Genomic DNA, 20,413 nt, shown 5'->3' with positions numbered 1-20,413 from the left:
CGTACCGGTCAGTCACATGAGCCTAGCACGCCCTTCCTTCCTTGGCCAGAAATATGCGTTTGTGGTCGTCGCCGTCATTTTCCTCAGCCTGCTGGTGGCGGCCGGCCTGCGCTCCACCCCCAGCGTACTGCTGGTGCCCTGGGAAAAGTCGTTTGGCTGGAGCCGCGACACCACCTCGCTGGCCGCCGCCATCGGCATTTTCCTCTATGGCCTGATCGGGCCCTTTGCGGCCGCCCTCATGCAGAGCTTCGGCATCCGCCGCACGCTGCTGACCGCGCTGGCGATCATGTCGGCCTCGACCGCGCTCTCCACGCTGATGACCGAATCCTGGCACCTGATCGCCACCTGGGGCGTGATGTCGGGCGTCGGCTCGGGCGCGGTCGCGCTGGTGATGGGCGCGACCATCACCAACCGCTGGTTCGTCAGCAATCGCGGCCTGGTCATGGGATTGCTCACCGCCAGCACCGCCACCGGCACGCTGATCTTCATCCCGGTGCTGTCGGCGATTGCCGAAGCCGGCGGCTGGAGCTCGGTGGTGTGGACAGTGTCGATCGCCTGCGCCGCGCTGATCCCGCTGGTGCTGTGGCTGCTCCCTGAGCGGCCGAGTGATATGGGCCTGCTGCCCTATGGCGCCACCGAGGCGCCGGCGGCTGCCGGCCCGGCGCAGAACCCGCTGGTCTTCGCCGTCAGCGCGCTCGGCCGCGCGTCAAAGAAGCGCGACTTCTGGTTCCTGTTCCTCACCTTCTGGATCTGCGGCTTCACCACCAACGGCCTGGTCGGCACGCATATGCTGTCCTTCTGCGGCGACATGGGCATCGCACTGACCACGGCCTCGGGCGTGCTGGCGCTGATGGGATTCTTCGACCTGTTCGGCACGACGGCCTCGGGCTGGCTCACCGACCGCTACGATCCGCGTAAACTGCTGTTCATGTATTACGGCCTGCGCGGGCTGTCGTTGATCTACCTGCCCTATACCGATTTCTCGATGGTCAGCCTGTCGGTCTTCGCCGTCTTCTACGGGCTGGACTGGATCGCCACCGTGCCGCCGACCGTGAAGCTGGCGGTGGAAGCCTTCGGCGAGCGCGACGGTCCGGTGGTGTTCGGCTGGATCGCGGCGGGGCACCAGCTTGGTGCGGCCTCGGCCGCGTTCTTCGCCGGCTGGATGCGCGTGCAGCAGGGCGACTATCTGCAGGCCTTCATCATCGCGGGCATGACCGGCGTGATCGCGGCCTTTGCCTCGCTGATGATCCGCGGCAAGAAGAAAGAGATGATGCTGGCGGCGGCCTGATCATAAAGAGGGGTCACCCGCGGGCTTGACCCGCGGGCCCCATTTTTCTTAAACCGCCCCTATTCAGACAGCCCTGGTCGCCTTGAGCGACGACACCAGCTCGGCCGGCGTCGTCACCGGCAGACCGCAGGTCGGGCCGACGCAGACATAGGCCGTCGGTTTGCCGTCGATCTGCGTCTTGCCCGTGGCCGGATGGGTCTCGGGCAGCGTCGCATCCGGCGCCGTGACCAGCAGCACGCGATTGGGCACGGAGACCGTGTACGCGGCGGCCAGCAGCGCCTCGGTGGCGGCATCGCCGCGCCGGCCGATCACCGCCACCTGCACGGCATTGGCGAAGAAATCGGCGCTGTTGAGGAAGCTGCCCATCGGGAAGAAGTTGCGCCCCACTTCCGGTGAAAACGCATCCATCAGCAGCTGCGCGCGTTCGCGCCAGACCAGTTCGCCGGTCAGGTACCACAGCCGCGCGAACACGCCGAGCAGCGTGCCGTTGCCGGCCGGCGTGGCATTGTCGGCCGCATGCCGCGTGCGCGCGATCAGGTTCTCGGCGTCTTTGGAGGTGAGGAAATAGCCGCCGTTGACGGCGTCACTGTAATCGCTTTCCACCACATCGGCCCAGTCTCGGGCGCGCGCCAGGTAATCGGGATTGCCGGTGGCCTCATACAGCGCCAGCGCCGCGCGCATCATGTTGGCGTAATCGTCCAGCATGCCCGGCGCGACCAGGATGTCGTTGCGCCAGCTATGGCCCAGACGATGCTCGCCGAACGACATGGTGGAGACGATGAAGCCGAAGGCGCGTTCGGCGGCCTGCAGCCAGTCAGGCTGTTTGTACTGCTGCGACAGGTCGGCCAGGGCCGCGATCATCAGGCCGTTCCAGTCCGCCAGCACCTTGTCGTCCCAGCCCGGCTTGATGCGTTTTTCGCGGATGGCAAACAGCTTTTCGCGCGCCGCCTTCAGCTTCTTTTCCGAAGCGGCATCCAGCAGGTCGGGCTCCAGCGAGCGGCGCAGGATGTTCTTGTGTTCCCAGTTGCCGTCCTCGGTGACGTCATAGGCCGCACAGAAGGCGGCGGCATTGGCGCCGAGCGCATCCTCGATCTCGCCCATATGCCAGATATAGAACTTGCCTTCCTCGCCTTCTGAATCCGCGTCCTGCGTGGCGGCGAATGCGCCGCCTTCTGCAATCATCTCGCGCAGCACCCAGCCGATGGTCTCCTCGATGCGCTGGCGCAGCATCGGATCGCCGGTCTCGGCTTCCACCATCGCCATGTGAGACAGAAGCTGCGCATTGTCGTAGAGCATTTTTTCGAAATGCGGCGCCAGCCATTCGGCATCGGTCGAGTAGCGCGCGAAGCCGCCGCCCAGATGATCGTAGATGCCGCCCTGCGCCATGCGCGTGATGGTGTTGACCACCGAGATGGAATAATCGGGGATGCCGGTGCGCAGATAGCCGCGCCACAGCAGGTCGAACAGGCCGGTCTGCGGGAATTTCGGCGCGGTGCCGATGCCGCCCTGCTCGGGGTCGACATGGCCCAGCACCTGGCCGGCCACCTGGTCGAGCACGTCGTTGTTGAGCGGCAGGCGGTCGCGGCTCTGCGGCTTGGCCATGTTGCGCAGCGCGCCGACCAGCATCTTGGTGTTCTGGGCGATGGCGTCGCGCTTCTCGTGATAGGCCTCGGAGACCTTGTTCAGCACCTCGACGAAGCCGGGGCGACCGAAGCGCGGCTCGGGCGGGAAATACGTGCCGCCCCAGAAGGGCTCGCCCTTGGGCGTCAGGAACATGGTGAGCGGCCAGCCGCCCTGTTCGCCCAGCACATGCAGGGCGTTCATGTAGAGCGTGTCGATATCGGGCCGTTCCTCGCGGTCGACCTTGATATTGACGAACAGGTCGTTCATCACGCCGGCAATCTGCGGGTTCTCGAAGCTTTCATGGGCCATGACATGGCACCAGTGGCAGGCGGCATAGCCGACGCTGAGCAGGATCGGCTTGTCGGCGGCCTGGGCGGCGGCCAGCGCCTCGGGCCCCCAGACCTGCCAGTGCACCGGATTGTCGCGATGCTGCTGCAGATAGGGCGACGCGGCCTTATCCAGATTGTTTCTGCCAATATTAGGCTTACTCGTCCCTGACAACGCGTCGTCGGTCATGCTAGGTATTTGTCCTGCTTCTCAATTTAGGCATTTTCCTCATAGCAGTATGGTGCAGCGATGAAGGTCACTGTCAATGTGGATTGCACGCCGGAAGAGGCCCGCGCCTTTCTCGGCCTGCCCGATGTGCAGCCCATCCAGGAGGCCGTGATGGCCCAGATGCAGGAGCGCATGCTGAATTCGCTGAAATCCATGGACCCCGAGGTTCTGCTCAAGACCTGGGGCCCGATGGGTCTGCAGAATTTCGAGCAGATGCAGAAGTTCTTTTTCAGCCAGTTCCCCAATATGCCTTCTGGCGGTGCGGCCGGGGACAAGAAGAAGTAATCGGTCATGACCACCCTTCCGGGCGATCCGGCCCATTTCTACAAGGCCCATATTTTCGCCTGCACCAACGAGCGGCCGGAAAACCATCCGCGCGGCTCCTGTGCGCGCAAGGGCGCCGAGAAGCTGCGCAATTACATGAAGACCCGGGCCAAGGAGATGGGGCTGGGCCTGGAAGAGGGCGTGCGGGTCAACAATGCCGGCTGCCTGGAGCGCTGCGAGCTCGGGCCCGTGCTGGTGATCTATCCCGACGGCGTCTGGTATCGCGCCGAGACCTTTGCCGATATCGACGAGATTCTCGATGTGCATGTGAAACAGGGCGGCCGGGTGCAGCGCCTGATGCTGACACCCGCCGACGGCCCGGATCATTCCGCCAAGAAGAAATAATGACGGCGCAGGCCAAGCCGTGAGCCACAACACCATCTACGCGCTGTCATCCGCGCCCGGCCGGGCCGGCGTCGCCGTGATCCGCCTGAGCGGTCCGCAGGCCGCCGCCACGCTGGAAACACTCATCGGCGGCGAGTTGCCGCGCCCGCGCGCCGCCAGTTTACGCAAACTGAAAGACGCCGACGGTGCGCTGCTCGATGAGGGCATGGTGCTGTGGTTCCCGCGCCCGCACAGCTTCACCGGCGAGGATGTCGTCGAATTGCAGGTGCATGGCGGCCGCGCGGTCCTGAGCGCGATCTTCACCGCGCTCGCGCAACAGCCCGGCCTGCGCCTGGCCGAACCGGGCGAGTTCAGCCGCCGCGCCTTCGAGCATGGCAAGCTCGATCTGACCTCGGCTGAAGGGCTTGGCGACCTGATCAACGCCGAGACCGAGGCCCAGCGCCGGCAGGCGCTGCGCCAGATGCAGGGCGCCCTGGGCGAGCTTTATGAAGGCTGGCGCAAGCAGCTGACGCGCGCGCTGGCACATCTGGAAGCAGACATAGACTTCCCCGACGAGGACCTGCCGCAGGGCGTGGCGGCCGAGGTGATGCCGCAGATCGCGCGTCTGCGCGAGGAGATCGCCGCGCATCTGAACGACCGCCAGCGCGGCGAGCGTCTTCGGGATGGTTTGATGGTGGCGATCCTGGGCGCGCCCAATGTGGGCAAGTCCTCGCTGTTGAATGCGTTGGCGCAACGCGAAGCAGCGATCGTTTCCGATATCCCCGGCACCACGCGCGACGTGATCGAGGTGCATCTCGACCTCGGCGGCTATCCCGTCGTGCTGGCCGATACGGCGGGCCTGCGCGAGACGGCCGACAGCATCGAGCATGAAGGCGTGGCGCGCGCCCTGAAGCGCGCCGAGTCCGCCGACCTCAAGCTGGTGGTGCTGGATGCGACGACGAAGACCGTGCCGAAGGAGACCGAGGCGCTGATCGATTCAGACGCCATCGTGGTCGCCAACAAGGCCGATGTCGCCAGCACGCCGGCCGGCTGGGACGTGAACGGCCGCGCGGTGCTGCCCATCTCGGTGCGCGGCAATACCGGCATGAAGGCGCTGCTGGATGTGCTGGAAGCGGAAGTGACCGCGCGCATCGGCCTCACCGGCAATGCGACGCTCACTCGCGCCCGCCACCGCGAGGCGCTGACGGATTGTATTGCAGCGTTAGACAGGTTCCTGCGTGGCAGTGAGCGCAACAACACCAGCGCCGAACTGGCGGCCGAGGATGTACGGCTGGCGGCGCGCGCGCTGGGGCGCATCACCGGACGCATCGACGTGGAAGACCTGCTGGATGTGATCTTCCGAGATTTTTGTATCGGGAAGTGATTACGGGGACATAATTAGAAATACGGCCGATGCGACGATGCTCGCCAATACTCCCATTATCCAAAAAGTTCGGTGTGTTGCAGCGGGATCTTTGTTGTCAGTCAGTTCAACCCTTGGCCACGCCCAGCGAGCATAGTGGAACAAGCTGCGCATAAAATGCAGAAGTAAGAAAAACAAATATACATACAGAGCGTAGCGTAAAAATGGCTCTGCAATTTTGGTTTGTATTCTCTCGGAAATCTTATCTAAGAAATAAAAGCTGAATGTCACCCCGGGTATGACCACCAACACGTCATATACGTTGCTACGATGAAGCCACCAGCGCCCATTTTTATTTTCATGGAACATAGTTGAGATCACTTGGTGCACCGCATTTATCCAAGTGTGGTTGAGTCCTGAGACTGTGTATGTGGTTTCGTTGGGGGTTACCCCTGAAGACGAGATTGAAAAATCAAAAGCAAAAGGTCGATTAAAATCAATATAAATAGAAAAGAAATTCATGGGATTAGTATTATTGTTCCTAACTCTGAAAGTTGTTCCACTGTCCGCATAGATAGATTGGATACGGGACGAGACGGTATCGATAGTCTTAATATCTCTTGTAAAAATCTTTTCTCCATTCGCTAAATTTATAGTGTATTGAATTTCAAATTGTTGCTTCGCCGATTTTTTATCAGCTTCAAATTGCTCGTCTGAAATGTGGGTTGGTTTCTGCCACCCATGTATTTGCAATTCCCCTGCTTCGGCTACCTTTTTGTTTAGTACATTGAATAATTCAACGATTTCTTTTTTTGTTAACGTTACCGTCAGAACTGGGGTGGTTCTTTGATGGGCATGTTCTTCGTTTATCAACATAGACCCCTATAAAACATCTGTGTTTTTGTTTTATTAGGGAAAGTATAGCAAATTTTGCTCACAATGTCTGATGCTTTCCCTAGTTTCCGCACTCAGCGCCTGATTCTGCGCGCCTTCAAGCCTGAGGACGAGGCGGCCTTTGCCGTCTTCGCCGTGAAGGAGGAGTTCTGGAAATTCCTGCCCGGGCCGGCGCTGGATGCCGAGCTGGTCTCGCGCTTCATCGCCGCGCGTCTGCTGGAGGCGCAGAATCCGTCCGGGCGCGACTGGCTGTTCGCGGTGGAAGAGAAGCAGATGAAGCGCGCCATCGGCATGGTTCGCTTAAGCATCGCCGCCGGCGAACACCGCCAGGGCAATATCGGCTTTTCCTTCGATGGCAGCATCCGCGGCAAGGGCTATGCGTCCGAGGCCATGCAGGCGGCGCTGCGGTTTGGCTTTGCCGAACTGGGCCTGCATCGCATGACGGCGCTGGCCGATATCGACAACGACCGCAGCCATGCGGTGCTGAAGAAACTGGGCTTCCGGCATGAAGGCCGGCTGCGGCAGAATTTCCTGGTGCGCGGGAAGTGGCGCGACAGCGATCTGTTCGCGCTGCTGCGCGCCGAATGGCCGGTGAAGGATTCCCACCTGCCGCCGGAAGAAACGCAGCAGGCCTAGATCAACCTAACCCTTGGTAAACCACTGCGGCAGCGGCAGGCTGCCTTCCTGCGGGCGGCCGGTGCGCGGGTCGATCTTCAGGTCGCGGTCGCGGCCGTCGCGGGTGCGATAGACCACCTGGTAGCGGCCATCCTCCCAGTCGATATCTTTTATGTAGGCGCAGTCGGGCCGGCTCTCGATCTGGCTGATGATCTGCGACAGCGACAGCGCGCCGGCGGGCGGTCCACCCGGCGGCTCGACCTGAACGGCCGGCTCGCCTTCCACATTGCTCTGGCTTCGCGCAGTCGTACCCGGCGTGCCGAGATTCTGACTTTGCGTGTAAGTGATGGGCGCATTGCCGCCGGGCGGCTGGGCCACGGGCTCCAGCGCGCGGGCGGGGACGGCGGTGGTGCCCAGGGCACCGAACAGCATCAGGGCTGCAAGATTGTTCATGGCGGTCACTCCGGGTCGATCCCAAGGCATGCCGCCCCTTAAGGGGTCTGGTTCCTAGGGGTCCAACCCATACCCGGAATGTGGCGTCACAAGGGCAACTGGAGGGCGATTCCGCGATGAGGGGGTTCTCGCAGGCGCGAAAGTCGCCCGGTCCGCCTCAGAGCGCGACTTTGCCGTTGAACAGCACCAGCGGATCGCCGCAGCAGGGGCAGGTCATGTCGACCAGGCTGCTGAGCACATTTTGGCCGGCCATGGCCACGGTGCGTGAGAGGCGGGTGTATTTGGCGGTGGCGGCGGCATGCACGGCTTCGCAGGCAAGTGCGGCCTGGGGCGCCAGCGCCACGCCGGCACCGGTGGCAGCGGCAACACCGACAGAGGCGAGCAGCATGGTGCGACGGGTGATCATGACGGCAGTCCTCCGGAAAGCTGCGCGAGCCTGCGCCTGTTCATGGAGGCTGTCCAGCGGCACGTCGTCGCAGGAGGCGGCAAAAACCCGCATAAAACCTGCGTAAACGCGCGCCCGGTTATCCGGGGTCTAGAAAATCCTGCCGACGCTGTCGCCGGGGCGGATGGTGCCGCCCTCGATGACGCGGGCATAGACGCCGCATTTGTTATGGCCGTAGTCGCGGTTCAGCATCCCGACCACATCGGTGTCGGATACGCCGGTGTCCGGGTTCACATGCGTGGCGGCGCAGCGGCCGATCACCGCCTCGACCTGCAGCACGGCGTCGCCGATCTGGATCTTCGAGCCGACCCATTTCATTTCATCCCAGGCGCCGAAGCCGGTCACCAGCAGGTTGCCGCGCAGGCGGCGCTGATCCAGCGGCGCGGTGCCGCCGAGCTTGCGCCCGAGCTCCAGCAGCGTCGCGGTATTCTGGATCGAGATGTAGGGATCGGGCACGTCGGCGAACCAGGCGCCGGGCGCTTCCGCCACCCGCACGCTGCCGCGCGTGGCCTCGTCGCCCAGATGCGCGAGCATGATCTTCTCGACCTCGATGGCGCTCACCGGCGAGGTGAGGTCGGCCTCCTGCAGCAGCGTCTTGCCATCCTTGGCGATGGTGATCTTGCTGCCGGTGCCATCGAAGCTGCAGTCGAGTGCGGCGAGCGGCGGATTGCGAATCCAGGTGAGGAAATGCGCCTTCTTCTGGAAGGCCGGCGCCATCATGTCGAAGGCCGATGCGCCATGGGCCAGCGCGAAGCGGCGGTCGCCGGCAATCGGCTGGTCGGGCGTGAGCCGCGCGTCGTCCATCACCTGAGGAGAGAGCCCCTTGACGGGGAAGCGGCGGATCGCAAGAAGGGAAGCCATGGCATCGCGTGTCATGCTCTCTCTATGGCCAATGGCCGGAATCCCGTCAACGGCGGAATTGCATCGACATTGTTCCTTTATAGAACTAGATCCTCCTGCAAGACTGCCTGCAGTCACATAGAAAGATATGCAGATGCTTTCCGCCATTGCGCTCTACGCCACCGCGCTGCTGACCGGCGCGATGGCCTTCTTCTCCTTCGTGGTCGCGCCGCTTACTTTCATCAAGCTGGAAGCCGCAGTGGCTTCGCTGTTCATCCGCGCGCTGTTCCCGGTCTACTACCTGGTCATCATGCTCTGCGGCGCTGTGGGCGCGCTGTCTTTCGCGCTGGTCGAGCGGCCGATTGCAGCAGCAGCCATGGCGATCATCGCGGCCTTCGCCGTACTGACGCGGCAGGTGATGATTCCGCGCCTCGATGCGTTGCGCGCAGCGAAAGAAGCCGGTGACGAGACGGCGGCGCGCCGCTTCAAGGCACTGCATCGCGTCAGCGTGGTCATCAATCTGCTGCAGCTGGTCGTGGCGACCTGCGTATTGTTCACTTTCGTTCTCTGATGGCGCAGAAGCGGACCGCTACCCCATAGTGTAACGAACAAAGAACGAACATATCTCTTGACATGGGGGTTTCACGTGAAACCCCCGCCTGTGGACGAATCCCTTTGACGCCCCCGGACTGAGGCCTTAGAACCCGCGCCCATGCAGGACAAGTTCGATGTCATCGTGATCGGCGGCGGCCATGCCGGCTGTGAAGCCGCGGCTGCTTCGGCGCGCATGGGTGCGCGCACCCTGCTGCTGACGCACAAGCTTGAGACCATCGGCGAGATGTCGTGCAACCCCGCCATCGGTGGTCTGGCGAAAGGCCATCTGGTGCGCGAGATCGATGCGCTGGATGGCGTGATGGGCCGCGTCGCCGATGCCGCCGGCATCCAGTTCCGTCTGCTCAATCGATCAAAAGGCCCGGCTGTGCGCGGCCCGCGCACACAGGCTGATCGCAAGCTCTATCGCCAGGCGATGCAGGCGATCCTGTTCGAGCAGAAGAACCTCACCATCCATGCCGCCGCCGCTGAAGACATCCGCATCGAGGCCGGCGAAGTGCGCGGTGTGGTTTGCGGCGACGGTACCTTCTTCGCCGCACCGAAAGTGATCCTCACCACCGGCACGTTTTTGCGCGGCCTCATTCATATCGGCGAAGAGAAGATTCCCGCCGGCCGCGTCGGTGAAGCGCCATCGCTCGGCCTCTCGAAAACCCTTGAAACATGCGGGTTTTCGTTAGGTCGCCTGAAGACCGGTACGCCGCCGCGTCTCGATGGCAAGACCATCGACTGGTCGTCGCTGGAGATGCAGAAGGGCGACGATCCGCCGGTGCCTTTCAGCTTCATGACGCGTGAGATCACCACGCCGCAGATCGAATGCGGCGTCACCTACACATCGAAAGCCGGCCACGATCTCATCCGCGCCAACCTGCATCGCGCGCCGATGTATAGCGGCCAGATCGAAGGCACCGGTCCGCGCTATTGCCCGTCCATCGAGGACAAGGTGGTGCGCTTTGGCGATCGCGACCGCCATCAGATCTTCCTGGAGCCCGAAGGGCTGGATGACGACACCGTCTATCCGAACGGAATCTCGACCTCGCTGCCCAAAGACGTGCAGCTGGGGCTGCTGACATGCATTCCGGGCCTGGAAAACGCGGTGATGCTGCGTCCGGGCTATGCCATCGAGTATGATTACGTCGATCCGCGCGAGCTGAAGCCCACGCTGGAGACCAAGCGCCAGAAGGGCCTGTATCTGGCCGGCCAGATCAACGGCACCACCGGATACGAGGAAGCGGCAGCGCAAGGCCTGATTGCCGGCCTGAATGCGGCCTTGGCAGCAGGGGGCTCTGAGGGTTTCACGTTAAACCGGGCCGATGCCTATATCGGCGTGATGATCGATGACCTGGTCAATCTCGGCACAGCCGAGCCCTACCGCATGTTCACCAGCCGGGCGGAATACCGCCTGAGCCTGCGCGCCGACAATGCCGACCAGCGCCTGACGCCGCTCGGGATCGCGCTGGGCTGCGTCGATGTTTCCCGTGAAAAAGTCTGGAAAACCAAGGAAAACCGCCTTTTTTCGGCGCGCCAGCTGGTCCAGGGCCTGAAAATGACGCCGCCGGAACTGGCCAAACGGGGCCTCAGCATCAACCAGGATGGTCAGTCGCGCTCGGCCGCCACGCTGCTGGGCTACCCGGACATGACCATCGAGCGCCTGACGGCCGTCTGGCCCGAACTGGCCGGTCTGGAGCCGGAGATCGTCGAGCAGCTCGAGATCGACGGGCGCTATGCCGGCTATATGGAGCGCCAGGAGGCCGATATCGTCGCCTTCCGGAAGGACGAAAGCCTGATCCTGCCCGAGACGCTGGATTACGACGCCGTGGGCGGGCTTTCCAATGAGGTCCGCGCCAAGCTGAAGCAGCACCGCCCCGGTACCCTGGGCCAGGCGGCCCGCATCTCAGGCGTGACGCCGGCGGCACTCTCGGCCCTGCTGGGTCATGTGAAAAAGGCGCGTCGGCCAAGCTCAAAAGGCGGGATTGAAGCCGCCGAGTAATGATAATTCAATGACTTAACGGTCAAGGGGGATGTTTCACGTGAAACATCCCCCTTTTTCATGCGTTCTTTCCCAACGCAGGCTAGACTTGCGGCGAACAGGAGGAAGCTGCATGTCCGGACTGCCTGTCAGTGGGCCACCCGCCCAGCATCCCGGTATGATCGTACCGGTTCTACGCTATCGCGATGCGCCAGCCATGATCGACTGGCTGTGCCAGACCTTCGGTTTCGAGAAACATGCCATCCATGAGGACGGACAGGGCCGGATTGCCCATGCCCAGCTCTGCTATGGCGACGACATCCTGATGCTGAGCTCGATCACCGATACCCCGTTTTCCAGGCATATGGTGCAGCCCGACGAGGTTGGAGGGCGGGAAACCGCCACAATTTACGTCGTGGTGCCCGATGCCGACCTGCATTACGCCCGCGCCAAGGCGGCCGGCGCCGTGATCCTGATCGACATCAAGGACGAGAGCTACGGCGGCCGCGGCTATTCCTGCCGCGACCCCGAGGGCCATATCTGGTCCTTCGGCACGTATGATCCCTGGGAAGGCTGAGTTTCACGGGAAACGGTGACAGGCCGCGCGGCATCCGTCATAACGCCCGCCATGACGCCCGCAGACTTCCAACAGCAGACAAACTGCAGCGCCGCCGCTCTGGCGCGCCTGCTGACTTACGCCGAGCGGCTGGAGAAGTGGCAGAAGGCGATCAATCTCGTGGCGCCGAAAACCCTGCCCGAACTGTGGCAGCGGCACTTCCTTGATTCCGCGCAGCTGCTGGCCCACGCGCCGCCGAACACCACACGCTGGCTCGATCTCGGATCGGGCGGCGGCTTCCCGGGCCTCGTCATTGCTGCACTTTCCGATGCGCACATGCATCTGGTGGAAAGCGACCAACGCAAGTCAGCCTTCCTGCGCGACACCGCGCATGCGATGGGCGTGGCCGCCACCGTGCACGTGAAACGCATCGAAGCCGTCGACGCATCCGCGCTCCATGCCGCGATGGGCGGCGCACCGCAGGTCATCTCGGCGCGCGCACTGGCGCCGCTGAAAGACCTGATCGACCTGGCCCAACCGCTCGGCGGCGCGGGGACAACCTACCTGTTCCTGAAGGGGCGGCAGGCCGGGGATGAATTGACCGAGGCCCGGCGATATTGGACACTCCGCTCTCCCGATCTGCTGCCCAGCCGCACCGAGGCCGAGGCACGGATCATCCGCTTTACAGACCCGGAACCGGCGTGACCAGTACGAATCAAGAACATGAAGGTACGGGGACCCGGCAGGCCCGTGTGTTGGCCATCGCCAACCAGAAGGGCGGCGTGGGCAAGACCACGACCGCGATCAATCTCACCACGGCGCTGGCCGCCGTCGGCGAGCGCGTGCTGCTGATCGACTCTGACCCGCAGGGCAACGCCTCCACCGGCTTGGGCCTTACCCATGACGAGCGCGACTTCGGCACTTACGAATTGCTGATGGGCGCGGCCGAGCTGGAAGAAACCATCCGCCCCACCAAGGTGCCGAATCTTTTCATCGTGCCGGCGAATGTGGAGCTGGCCGGCGCCGAGCTGGAGATGATGGATCTCGAGCATCGCACCCATCGCCTGAAGAATGCGATCGAGGGCCGGCTGGGTGATTTCGATCACGTGCTGATCGACTGCCCGCCGTCGCTGACGCTGCTGACCGTCAACGCCATGGTCGGCGCGGATGCCGTGCTGGTGCCGCTGCAATGCGAGTTCTTCGCGCTCGAAGGTCTGAGCCAGTTGCTGCGTACGGTCGAGCGCGTGCGCACGACGCTCAATCCGACGCTGGATGTGCAGGGCGTGGTGCTGACCATGTTCGACAAGCGCAACAATCTCTCGGATCAGGTGGCGGCCGACGTGCGCGGCTTCCTGGGCGACAAGGTTTACGACACCGTGATCCCGCGCAATGTGCGGATCTCCGAAGCGCCCAGCCATGGCGTGCCGGCGCTGATCTACGATCATCGCGCACCCGGCAGCACCGCCTACATGGCGCTGGCGCGTGAGGTGATCAAACGCGAGCAGGCGCTGCGCGACGCTGCCGAATAGAGTATGGGCGGAATGATTTTTAGAGTGAAAGCGTAACCGATGATCGACGATCCGAAACGACGCGGCCTGGGCCGCGGCCTTGCGGCCCTGATGGGCGAGCCGGCACCCGGCTCCGAGGCGGCTGCCGCGCGTGGCCCGGCCGGCGGCGTGCGCGAAGTGCCGATTGAGCAGCTCAAGCCCAACCCGTATCAGCCGCGCAAGTCCTTCCCCAAGGAAGCGCTGGACGAGCTGGCGCAGTCGATCAAGGCCAAGGGCATCCTGCAGCCGCTGCTGGTGCGCCGCGCCAAGGACGGGCAGGGTTACGAGATCATCGCGGGTGAGCGCCGCTGGCGCGCCTCGCAGATCGCCAAGCTCCACGCCGTGCCGGTGGTGATCAAGGACATCTCGGATCGCGATGCGGTCGAGATCGGCCTGATCGAAAACCTGCAGCGCGAAGACCTGAACGCCATGGAAGAGGCGGGCGCCTTCCTGCAGCTGGCCGACGAATTCGGCTACAGCCAGGACCAGATCGCCCAGGTGATTGGCAAGAGCCGCAGCCATGTCGCCAATATCACGCGCCTCCGCCAGCTCCCCAAAGCCGTGGTGCAGATGATCATCGATGGCAAGCTCTCGGCCGGCCAGGCCCGGCCGCTGATCGGCCATGCGCTGGCACTCGACCTGGCCCAGCGCATCGTCGAGGGCCAGCTGACCGTGCGCCAGGTGGAAAAGCTGGTCGCCGTCGGCCGCGAGGTGGGGACGCCTGCCGCCGCCAAGAAGGGCGGCCGTCCGACCAATGCCGCCACCAAGAAGCCGGCGGCTGAAGTCGCCAAGAAGGACGCCGACACGCTGGCCTTCGAGCGCGGCATCACGGCGGCGCTCGGCCTTAAGGCCGAGATCGAGGGCGAACCCGGCAACCCGGAAGCCGGCAAGCTGGTGCTGCATTACCAGAGCCTCGAACAGCTCGATGATCTAGCAAAGAAGCTGAGCCGGCGGTAAAGCCGGCTACTTCACATCGGCCCAGCTGGCGATCTTCAGCACGCCGTCATCGCGGTGCAGGCCATAACGCAGCATGCGCTTCACATAGAGACCGGCGATGGTTTCCTCGTCGACATGCAGATACTCGACCGTCACCGTGACGCTGGCACCACCGGGAGTCGGGCCACGGCTTTCGCTGACCAGCGTGACCTCGCGCAGCAGCAGGTTGCCGCGTCCGGCCTTGTCGAGATACGGCTTGTAGAGCGCCGCATTATCGTTGACGTGGTTACGCACCAGTCGCTCCACCAGTTGCCAGGGCAAGTCTGAATTAGGTAGTTGCCGGTCGGGTGTCTCCACGACCTGGAGCGGCGGCGCGCCGGTCTTTGCCAGCAGTGGGTAGATTTCCTCATGGCCGAATTTCGGCCATTTTGGCCGCAGTTGAAGATTGGTCTGGCAGGTCGTCGTTGCCATGGCTGCCGCGAGGCTGGCGAAGCTGATCACGAGGCTGCCGGCTGTCACGATGTTCGCACCGTAATTTCCCGGATTGATCGGGCGGACGCCGCTGCAGTTGTAGTAAGTCATGTCGGCTTGGAGAAACCACTCGCCGCCGGCATTCACCGTGGCGCGCATGGTGGCAACCTCGACCTTCGGATCAGCGCCGCCGGCGCTGGTCGGGATAATCATGGTGACTTCATGCTCGCCCGGCGCAACGTCGCGGATATAAAGCGTGTCGTTGCTGGCCTCGCCCAGCACAACGCTGTCGAGCAGTATCGCCGGCTTTGGCTGTGAGGCGGGCAGCAGGCCGCCGCGCGACGATCCGTGCCGGAAAATCACGATGCGGGCGGTGTCCGCTGGCTTGGCCGGCATCTGCACGGGTGGCGCCCATTCGCTGGTGCCGGGCGTAATGATGACCTGGTCCTTCGGCACACAGCTGGTCAGCCCGGCCAATGCCAGGACTGCAATTGTAAAACGCTTGATCACCCCACCCCCCATCGCTGTTCACGACTATGACAAACCGGCCGTGAAAAGCGCAAGCAATGCTCGCAAATCAGGTGGTTGGCACTACATTGTCGGGACAGCCTGCGAGGACATCCCATGACCGACACCAAAGCCGCCCCAAGCTGCGGCTCCCTGAAGCCGCTCTCCAAGGAAGCCGAGCGCGTGCTGCGCGGCCATGGCACCGAACGTGCGGGCACCTCGCCGCTCAATCACGAAAAGCGTCCGGGCGAATATCACTGCGCCGGCTGCGGCGCGCTGCTGTTCAAGTCAGACACCAAATACGACAGCGGCAGCGGCTGGCCCAGTTTCTATGCACCGGTGCAGGAGAATGTCGCCGCCAGCATCGACACCAGCCATGGCATGCGGCGCATCGAGGTCCATTGCAAAAGCTGCCAGGGCCATCTCGGCCATGTCTTCGAGGACGGCCCGGCGCCGACCGGCCTGCGCTACTGCATCAACGGCGTGTCGCTCGACTTCAAACCCAAGGACTGACCCGGACCGGCACTGATCGGAGGTCGTATCTGCCTTGCCTGTGATGCGGCTTTAATGTACCCTATATGTTCTAATTTATCATCCCGGATCTTCGCCCGGGATGACGGGAATGCCAGCGAAGCCAAACGAACGCGAACGAAGCCAAACGAAGCCAAACGAACGCAAACGAACGCAAACGAAGCGAAACGAACCAAAACGAAGCGTGATGACGGTGTCCGGTCATTTTGGCGGCGGCTGTCGAAACAGGCAGTATGCGGCGCTTAAAAAAGCACCAAAACCTGCACAACGGCATAAAATTTAGTCACGTCCCCGCCCCGCAGGCCTTAGAATAGCCAGCCTGGACAGCGGATTCCCCAATTCCGCCATATTTGACGCAGTGCAACCCACTGGCACGCTTCTTGTAACTCTTTCGGCCAGAGGTATGCGCCAGGGGTGGGCCTTGTCCGGGATTCTCATTGGGGGGAACCGGGCGGTCTGCCGGTCGCGGGGATCATCCCCGGACCGGACCGGAAACTGGGGTGACCTTCACCGACAGGAGGATTAAACCGTCATGCAACTCCCCACCGTCTCGATTAACACGGCGACGACCGACCGACAGGTCGGCTGGTCCGCCTATATGCTTTTCGGCCTTCTGCTGGCCGCGCTGTTCGCCATGCTGCCGTCTGTTGGCTTCGCCCAGGACGCAGCCGCTGCGGCACCCAAGCTCGATAGCGGCGATACCGCCTGGATGCTCACCTCGACCGCGCTGGTCCTGATGATGACCATCCCGGGCCTCGCCCTCTTCTACGGCGGCATGGTGCGCAAGCAGAATGTGCTCAGCATCATGATGCAGAGCTTCGCCATCACCTGCCTGGTCACCGTGCTCTGGATGATCGTCGGCTACAGCCTCGCCTTCTCGGAAGGCAACGCCATCATCGGCGGCTTCGGGAACCTGTTCCTGTCGGGCCTCGCCATCGACAGCGTGAACGATCTGGCCAAGACCATCCCGGAAACGGTCTTCATGACCTTCCAGCTGACCTTCGCCATCATCACGCCGGCGCTGATCACCGGCGCGTTCGCCGATCGCATGAAGTTCTCGGCGATGCTGTGGTTCATCGGCCTGTGGCTGATCTTCGTCTATGCGCCGGTTGCCCACATGGTCTGGGGCGGCGGTCTGATGGGCGAGATGGGCGTGCTCGACTTCGCCGGTGGCACCGTGGTGCACATCAACGCTGGCGTCGCCGGCCTGGTGGCCTGCCTCGTGCTCGGCAAGCGCCAGGGCTACGGCAAGGTCAGCCATGCCCCGCATAACCTGACGCTGTCGATCATCGGCGCCGGTCTGCTGTGGGTCGGCTGGTTCGGCTTCAACGCCGGTTCGGCTGCGGGCGCCAACGTCAACGCCGGCATGGCCATGGCCGTCACCCAGATCGCCACGGCGGCCGCTGCGCTCGCCTGGATGTTCTCGGAGTGGCTCGCCCGCGGCAAGCCGAGCGTGCTCGGCATTGTCTCCGGTGCGGTCGCCGGTCTGGTCGCCATCACGCCGGCTGCCGGCTTCGTCGATCCGATGGGCGCGCTGATCATCGGCATCGTTGCCGGTATCGTCTGCTTCGTCGCCGCCACCACGGTGAAGAATGCGCTGGGCTATGACGACAGCCTGGATGCCTTCGGCGTCCATGGCGTTGGCGGCATCGTCGGTGCGGTTCTGACCGGTGTGTTCGCCAAGGCGGCGATCGCCGGCAAGGATGCCCCGCTCGGCCTGCTCGACGGCAATGGCGGCCAGGTCCTGACCCAGATCTACGGTGTGCTCATCACCATCGTGTTCACCGCGATCGTGACGCTGATCATCCTGAAGATCATCGACTGGACCATCGGTCTGCGCGTCGACGAGGCCACCGAGCGCGATGGTCTCGACCTGAACCTGCACGGCGAGACGGTGCAGTAACAGGCAACGCGAAGAGACCCGGGCCGGCCTTCCCACCCGCCGGCCCGGGTTTTCTTTTCCGGACGGCCGCCTCGCGCGGCCGTTTTTTTATGGGCAGTATTCTTTTTGCACCGCCGATAATTCTTCAGGATTAGTCGCGCGGTCCGATCGCATACGTTTTTGCGATCACGTTTTTTTCATCTGCGGTTTTCCCCAGCTCTTTCAGTCCGCGCCGCGTAATACCACGTGAATGGTATTGCGGCGGCAGGAGGAGTTTGGCATACACGTACCCGGTGCAAGAACAGTGCTTACGTCACAGCAGAATGGCTGGGCGTCGGGTAAGGAGAAGCCTTGATGTATGCGATATCCATCGCATTGCGCACCGCTTTGCACATTTCCAATCCTGACTTTGCCATTGGCCTTTCCTGCGGCGTCGGCTCCGCATGCGCATCCGCGCGTGCGTGTCACATAGGGGAAAACGGCTCATGGCCAATAACACCACGACGTCTTCGGTAACGCGGTCCACCCGTCGCAACGGCTTGCTCGCTGGCGAGGTCATCACCGGCACGCATGACCACGACATCATCACCGGCACCGATGGCGATGACACCATCTACGGCCTGTCGGGCAACGACACCCTGAACGGTGGCGACGGCAACGACATCATCGACGGCGGCAACGGTTACGACATCCTGCGCGGCGATGCCGGCGACGACACGCTGACCGGCGGCCAGGGCAATGACGTCCTGGATGGCGGCACCGGCAACGACACGATGTATGGCGAAGCCGACAATGACACCTTCATCGGCGGCCAGGGCAACGATGTCATGGACGGCGGCGAAGGCAATGACGAGGTGATGTACGTCAACTCCGCCTCGGCCGTGAGCGTCAGCCTGATGTCGGGCACTGGCGCAGGCGGCGACGCGCAGGGCGATACGCTCACCAGCATCGAATTCCTCACCGGCTCGAATTTCAACGACACGCTGCAGGGCAACGGGGTTACCAACCGCCTCACCGGCGGCAGCGGCAATGACTGGCTGTATGGCAATGGCGGCGATGACCTGCTCTACGGCGGTACTGGCAATGACATGCTGGATGGCGGCACCGGCAACGACTTCATGGAAGGCGGCATCGGCGACGACACCATGACCGGTGGTTCGGGCGCCGACATGCTGAACGGCGGCGCCGGCTATGACACCGTGGTCTACAACGGCATCAGCGGCGTGACGGTCAACCTGGCGACCGGCAAGGGCAGCGGCGGCGAAGCCGAGGGCGATACGCTGATCGGCATCGAGAAGGTGATCGGCTCGTCCTATGCCGACGTCTTCGTTGCCGGCCTTGGTGCGGGCGCCAGCTTCCAGGGCATGAATGGCAACGACACCTTCTATGCGTCGCAGAGCACCAGCGTCGACGGCGGCGAAGGCTTCGATACCGTGATCTACAGCCAGGCCACGGCTGGCATCTCGCTCAACATGTCGAACTGGGGCGTGCTGAACGGCGTCGAGAAGGTGGTCGCCACCTCCTTCCGCGACTTCATCACCGGCACGTCCGGTGCTGACCAGCTCTTCGGCGGCGCGGGCAACGACACTCTGAACGGCTTTGGCGGTCCGGGCGTTGACGGCGGCGATCTGCTGGATGGCGGCGAAGGCAACGACGTTCTGCAAGGCTGGGCCGGCAACGACACGCTGGTCGGCGGCACCGGGGATGACATCCTGAACGGCGGCGAAGGTGCCGATGTGCTCAACGGCGGCGATGGCTATGACACGGTCTATTACGGCTCGTCCAGCACGGGCGTGACCGTCAACCTGGAGCTCAACCAGGGCATGGGCGGCGATGCCGCCGGTGATTCCTACAGCTCCATCGAGGCCGTGAACGGCTCATCGTACAACGACTTCCTCACCGGCAGCGCCGGTTCGGACGAGCTGTATGGTGATGCCGGCAACGACACCCTGAACGGCTTCGGCGGTCCGGGCGTTGACGGCGGCGATCTGCTGGATGGCGGCCAGGGTAATGACATCCTGCAGGGCTGGGCCGGCAACGACACGCTGAACGGCGGCGAGGGCAACGATCTGATCGTCGGCGGCGAAGGCAACGATGTGATCAGCGGCGGCAACGGCAGCGACACGATCTTCTTCGCGCGTGGCGATGGCGTCGATACCGTGATCCAGTCCGATGCCTTCGATGGCGCCGAGACGACGGACGCCATCTCCTTCGAGCAGGATATCGCCTTCGACCAGCTCTGGTTCCGCCAGGACGGCAACAATCTCGTTGTCGATGTGATCGGCGAAGCGAACAGCTCGGTGGTCCTGGCCGACTGGTTCGCCATGGATCCGGCCAACCGCATCGATGAATTCCAGACGCGCGACGGCAGCGGCCATGTGCTGTCGGCTTCCGGCGTGCAGATGCTGGTGGATGCGATGGCCTCCTACAGTCCGCCGGCTCCGGGTGAATTCACCCTCAGCCCCGCGCTGCTGGAAAGCCTGCAGCCGACCCTCGCGGCGGCCTGGGCGTAAAAAAGCATACGAACGGGGTGGGGTTGTCCCTTGCACCGGACCACACCCCCAGGCCGCCGATCTTGCTCTGCAGGGTCGGCGGCCGCCTTTTTACAGCATCTGCGTCCTGGATGCCCGCGCCGCGCAGCCCGCTGGCGCACCGATACACGCGGCGATGATTTTTCAGCG

The 20,413-nt window shown here is 63.3% G+C and carries 20 protein-coding genes; 14 read left to right on the top strand and 6 right to left on the bottom strand.

Annotation, left to right across the window (positions count from 1 at the left end; genetic code table 11):
- Positions 1-16: 16 nt before the first annotated feature.
- On the top strand, positions 17-1,288 hold the full coding sequence (locus tag AC1RRE_RS02090) for an MFS transporter (protein ID WP_492979396.1): 1,272 nt from the start codon (positions 17-19) through the stop codon (positions 1,286-1,288).
- Positions 1,289-1,351: 63 nt separating this feature from the next.
- Here AC1RRE_RS02090 and AC1RRE_RS02085 read toward each other — a convergent pair whose 3' ends face one another.
- A complete protein-coding gene (locus tag AC1RRE_RS02085) occupies positions 1,352-3,427 on the bottom strand; it encodes a thioredoxin domain-containing protein (protein ID WP_492979395.1) in 2,076 nt (691 codons plus the stop codon).
- Between the two features lie 60 nt (positions 3,428-3,487).
- Between AC1RRE_RS02085 and AC1RRE_RS02080 the strand changes: the two genes are divergently transcribed.
- The 3 genes from AC1RRE_RS02080 to mnmE are packed head-to-tail and all read left to right on the top strand — an operon-like array spanning position 3,488 to position 5,498.
- Positions 3,488-3,751, top strand: coding sequence for a DUF6489 family protein (locus tag AC1RRE_RS02080; protein WP_492979394.1), 264 nt, complete (start codon positions 3,488-3,490; stop codon positions 3,749-3,751).
- Positions 3,752-3,757: 6 nt separating this feature from the next.
- Positions 3,758-4,135 carry a (2Fe-2S) ferredoxin domain-containing protein gene (locus tag AC1RRE_RS02075; protein WP_492979393.1) on the top strand — a complete coding sequence of 126 codons (378 nt, stop codon included), beginning with the start codon at positions 3,758-3,760 and terminating at the stop codon, positions 4,133-4,135.
- Between the two features lie 19 nt (positions 4,136-4,154).
- Positions 4,155-5,498: a tRNA uridine-5-carboxymethylaminomethyl(34) synthesis GTPase MnmE gene (mnmE, locus tag AC1RRE_RS02070; RefSeq protein ID WP_492979392.1), complete on the top strand. Its 1,344-nt coding sequence runs from the start codon at positions 4,155-4,157 to the stop codon at positions 5,496-5,498.
- On the opposite strand, the gene AC1RRE_RS02065 is transcribed toward mnmE, so the two are convergent.
- Positions 5,499-6,353: a hypothetical protein gene (locus AC1RRE_RS02065; protein WP_492979391.1), complete on the bottom strand. Its 855-nt coding sequence runs from the start codon at positions 6,351-6,353 to the stop codon at positions 5,499-5,501.
- Positions 6,354-6,416: 63 nt separating this feature from the next.
- Here AC1RRE_RS02065 and AC1RRE_RS02060 point away from each other — a divergent pair, with 63 nt between their 5' ends.
- The gene (locus AC1RRE_RS02060; protein ID WP_492979390.1) at positions 6,417-7,007 is read left to right on the top strand and encodes a GNAT family N-acetyltransferase; all 591 of its coding nucleotides are present in this window, start codon (positions 6,417-6,419) and stop codon (positions 7,005-7,007) included.
- 6 nt (positions 7,008-7,013) lie between these two features.
- Here AC1RRE_RS02060 and AC1RRE_RS02055 read toward each other — a convergent pair whose 3' ends face one another.
- The 3 genes from AC1RRE_RS02055 to AC1RRE_RS02045 form a co-directional block, all read right to left on the bottom strand.
- Positions 7,014-7,439 carry a PepSY domain-containing protein gene (locus AC1RRE_RS02055; protein WP_492979389.1) on the bottom strand — a complete coding sequence of 142 codons (426 nt, stop codon included), beginning with the start codon at positions 7,437-7,439 and terminating at the stop codon, positions 7,014-7,016.
- Positions 7,440-7,596: 157 nt separating this feature from the next.
- Positions 7,597-7,845 carry a hypothetical protein gene (locus AC1RRE_RS02050; RefSeq protein ID WP_492979388.1) on the bottom strand — a complete coding sequence of 83 codons (249 nt, stop codon included), beginning with the start codon at positions 7,843-7,845 and terminating at the stop codon, positions 7,597-7,599.
- 129 nt (positions 7,846-7,974) lie between these two features.
- Positions 7,975-8,760 carry an MOSC domain-containing protein gene (locus AC1RRE_RS02045; protein ID WP_492979387.1) on the bottom strand — a complete coding sequence of 262 codons (786 nt, stop codon included), beginning with the start codon at positions 8,758-8,760 and terminating at the stop codon, positions 7,975-7,977.
- Between the two features lie 118 nt (positions 8,761-8,878).
- Here AC1RRE_RS02045 and AC1RRE_RS02040 point away from each other — a divergent pair, with 118 nt between their 5' ends.
- The 6 genes from AC1RRE_RS02040 (at position 8,879) to AC1RRE_RS02015 (ending at position 14,362) form a co-directional block, all read left to right on the top strand.
- A complete protein-coding gene (locus AC1RRE_RS02040) occupies positions 8,879-9,295 on the top strand; it encodes a DUF4149 domain-containing protein (protein ID WP_492979386.1) in 417 nt (138 codons plus the stop codon).
- 141 nt (positions 9,296-9,436) lie between these two features.
- Positions 9,437-11,323, top strand: coding sequence for a tRNA uridine-5-carboxymethylaminomethyl(34) synthesis enzyme MnmG (gene mnmG / locus AC1RRE_RS02035; protein WP_492979385.1), 1,887 nt, complete (start codon positions 9,437-9,439; stop codon positions 11,321-11,323).
- Positions 11,324-11,435: 112 nt separating this feature from the next.
- Positions 11,436-11,879 carry a VOC family protein gene (locus AC1RRE_RS02030; RefSeq protein ID WP_492979384.1) on the top strand — a complete coding sequence of 148 codons (444 nt, stop codon included), beginning with the start codon at positions 11,436-11,438 and terminating at the stop codon, positions 11,877-11,879.
- 51 nt (positions 11,880-11,930) lie between these two features.
- Entirely contained in the window at positions 11,931-12,563 is a 633-nt protein-coding gene (gene rsmG / locus AC1RRE_RS02025; protein WP_492979383.1) for a 16S rRNA (guanine(527)-N(7))-methyltransferase RsmG, read from the top strand.
- Positions 12,560-13,387, top strand: a complete 828-nt coding sequence (locus tag AC1RRE_RS02020) for a ParA family protein (protein ID WP_492979382.1) — start codon at positions 12,560-12,562, stop codon at positions 13,385-13,387. The genes rsmG and AC1RRE_RS02020 overlap by 4 nt, the downstream gene beginning before the upstream one ends.
- Before the next feature lie 39 nt (positions 13,388-13,426).
- On the top strand, positions 13,427-14,362 hold the full coding sequence (locus tag AC1RRE_RS02015) for a ParB/RepB/Spo0J family partition protein (protein ID WP_492979381.1): 936 nt from the start codon (positions 13,427-13,429) through the stop codon (positions 14,360-14,362).
- A gap of 6 nt (positions 14,363-14,368) precedes the next feature.
- Here the strand turns inward: AC1RRE_RS02015 and AC1RRE_RS02010 are convergent, their stop codons facing one another.
- Positions 14,369-15,322: a hypothetical protein gene (locus AC1RRE_RS02010; protein WP_492979380.1), complete on the bottom strand. Its 954-nt coding sequence runs from the start codon at positions 15,320-15,322 to the stop codon at positions 14,369-14,371.
- Between the two features lie 114 nt (positions 15,323-15,436).
- On the opposite strand from AC1RRE_RS02010, the gene msrB reads away from it, so the two are divergent.
- The 3 genes from msrB to AC1RRE_RS01995 all read left to right on the top strand — a co-directional run bounded on the left by msrB (position 15,437) and on the right by AC1RRE_RS01995 (position 20,245).
- On the top strand, positions 15,437-15,832 hold the full coding sequence (gene msrB / locus AC1RRE_RS02005; protein ID WP_492979379.1) for a peptide-methionine (R)-S-oxide reductase MsrB: 396 nt from the start codon (positions 15,437-15,439) through the stop codon (positions 15,830-15,832).
- Positions 15,833-16,484: 652 nt separating this feature from the next.
- Positions 16,485-17,753 carry an ammonium transporter gene (locus AC1RRE_RS02000; protein ID WP_492981323.1) on the top strand — a complete coding sequence of 423 codons (1,269 nt, stop codon included), beginning with the start codon at positions 16,485-16,487 and terminating at the stop codon, positions 17,751-17,753.
- Between the two features lie 464 nt (positions 17,754-18,217).
- Complete coding sequence (locus AC1RRE_RS01995) at positions 18,218-20,245, top strand: calcium-binding protein (RefSeq protein WP_492979378.1); 2,028 nt, start codon at positions 18,218-18,220, stop codon at positions 20,243-20,245.
- Positions 20,246-20,413 lie beyond the last annotated feature (168 nt).

This window comes from Ferrovibrio sp. GW821-FHT12D07 (genome assembly GCF_058807275.1).
The sequence above is the reverse complement of the archived record's forward strand: the minus strand, read 5'-3'. Positions and strand labels throughout refer to the sequence as shown.

Coding starts and splice junctions, on each gene's coding strand:
- msrB (WP_492979379.1), top strand. CDS start 15,437: ATGACCGACACCAAAGCCGCCCCAAGCTGCGGCTCCCTGAAGCCGCTC.
- AC1RRE_RS02030 (WP_492979384.1), top strand. CDS start 11,436: ATGTCCGGACTGCCTGTCAGTGGGCCACCCGCCCAGCATCCCGGTATG.
- mnmG (WP_492979385.1), top strand. CDS start 9,437: ATGCAGGACAAGTTCGATGTCATCGTGATCGGCGGCGGCCATGCCGGC.
- AC1RRE_RS02085 (WP_492979395.1), bottom strand. CDS start 3,427: ATGACCGACGACGCGTTGTCAGGGACGAGTAAGCCTAATATTGGCAGA.
- AC1RRE_RS02000 (WP_492981323.1), top strand. CDS start 16,485: ATGCTGCCGTCTGTTGGCTTCGCCCAGGACGCAGCCGCTGCGGCACCC.
- AC1RRE_RS02060 (WP_492979390.1), top strand. CDS start 6,417: ATGTCTGATGCTTTCCCTAGTTTCCGCACTCAGCGCCTGATTCTGCGC.
- AC1RRE_RS02080 (WP_492979394.1), top strand. CDS start 3,488: ATGAAGGTCACTGTCAATGTGGATTGCACGCCGGAAGAGGCCCGCGCC.
- AC1RRE_RS02015 (WP_492979381.1), top strand. CDS start 13,427: ATGATCGACGATCCGAAACGACGCGGCCTGGGCCGCGGCCTTGCGGCC.
- AC1RRE_RS02075 (WP_492979393.1), top strand. CDS start 3,758: ATGACCACCCTTCCGGGCGATCCGGCCCATTTCTACAAGGCCCATATT.
- AC1RRE_RS02090 (WP_492979396.1), top strand. CDS start 17: ATGAGCCTAGCACGCCCTTCCTTCCTTGGCCAGAAATATGCGTTTGTG.
- AC1RRE_RS02050 (WP_492979388.1), bottom strand. CDS start 7,845: ATGATCACCCGTCGCACCATGCTGCTCGCCTCTGTCGGTGTTGCCGCT.
- AC1RRE_RS02045 (WP_492979387.1), bottom strand. CDS start 8,760: ATGACACGCGATGCCATGGCTTCCCTTCTTGCGATCCGCCGCTTCCCC.
- AC1RRE_RS02055 (WP_492979389.1), bottom strand. CDS start 7,439: ATGAACAATCTTGCAGCCCTGATGCTGTTCGGTGCCCTGGGCACCACC.
- AC1RRE_RS02065 (WP_492979391.1), bottom strand. CDS start 6,353: ATGTTGATAAACGAAGAACATGCCCATCAAAGAACCACCCCAGTTCTG.
- rsmG (WP_492979383.1), top strand. CDS start 11,931: ATGACGCCCGCAGACTTCCAACAGCAGACAAACTGCAGCGCCGCCGCT.
- AC1RRE_RS02040 (WP_492979386.1), top strand. CDS start 8,879: ATGCTTTCCGCCATTGCGCTCTACGCCACCGCGCTGCTGACCGGCGCG.
- AC1RRE_RS01995 (WP_492979378.1), top strand. CDS start 18,218: ATGGCCAATAACACCACGACGTCTTCGGTAACGCGGTCCACCCGTCGC.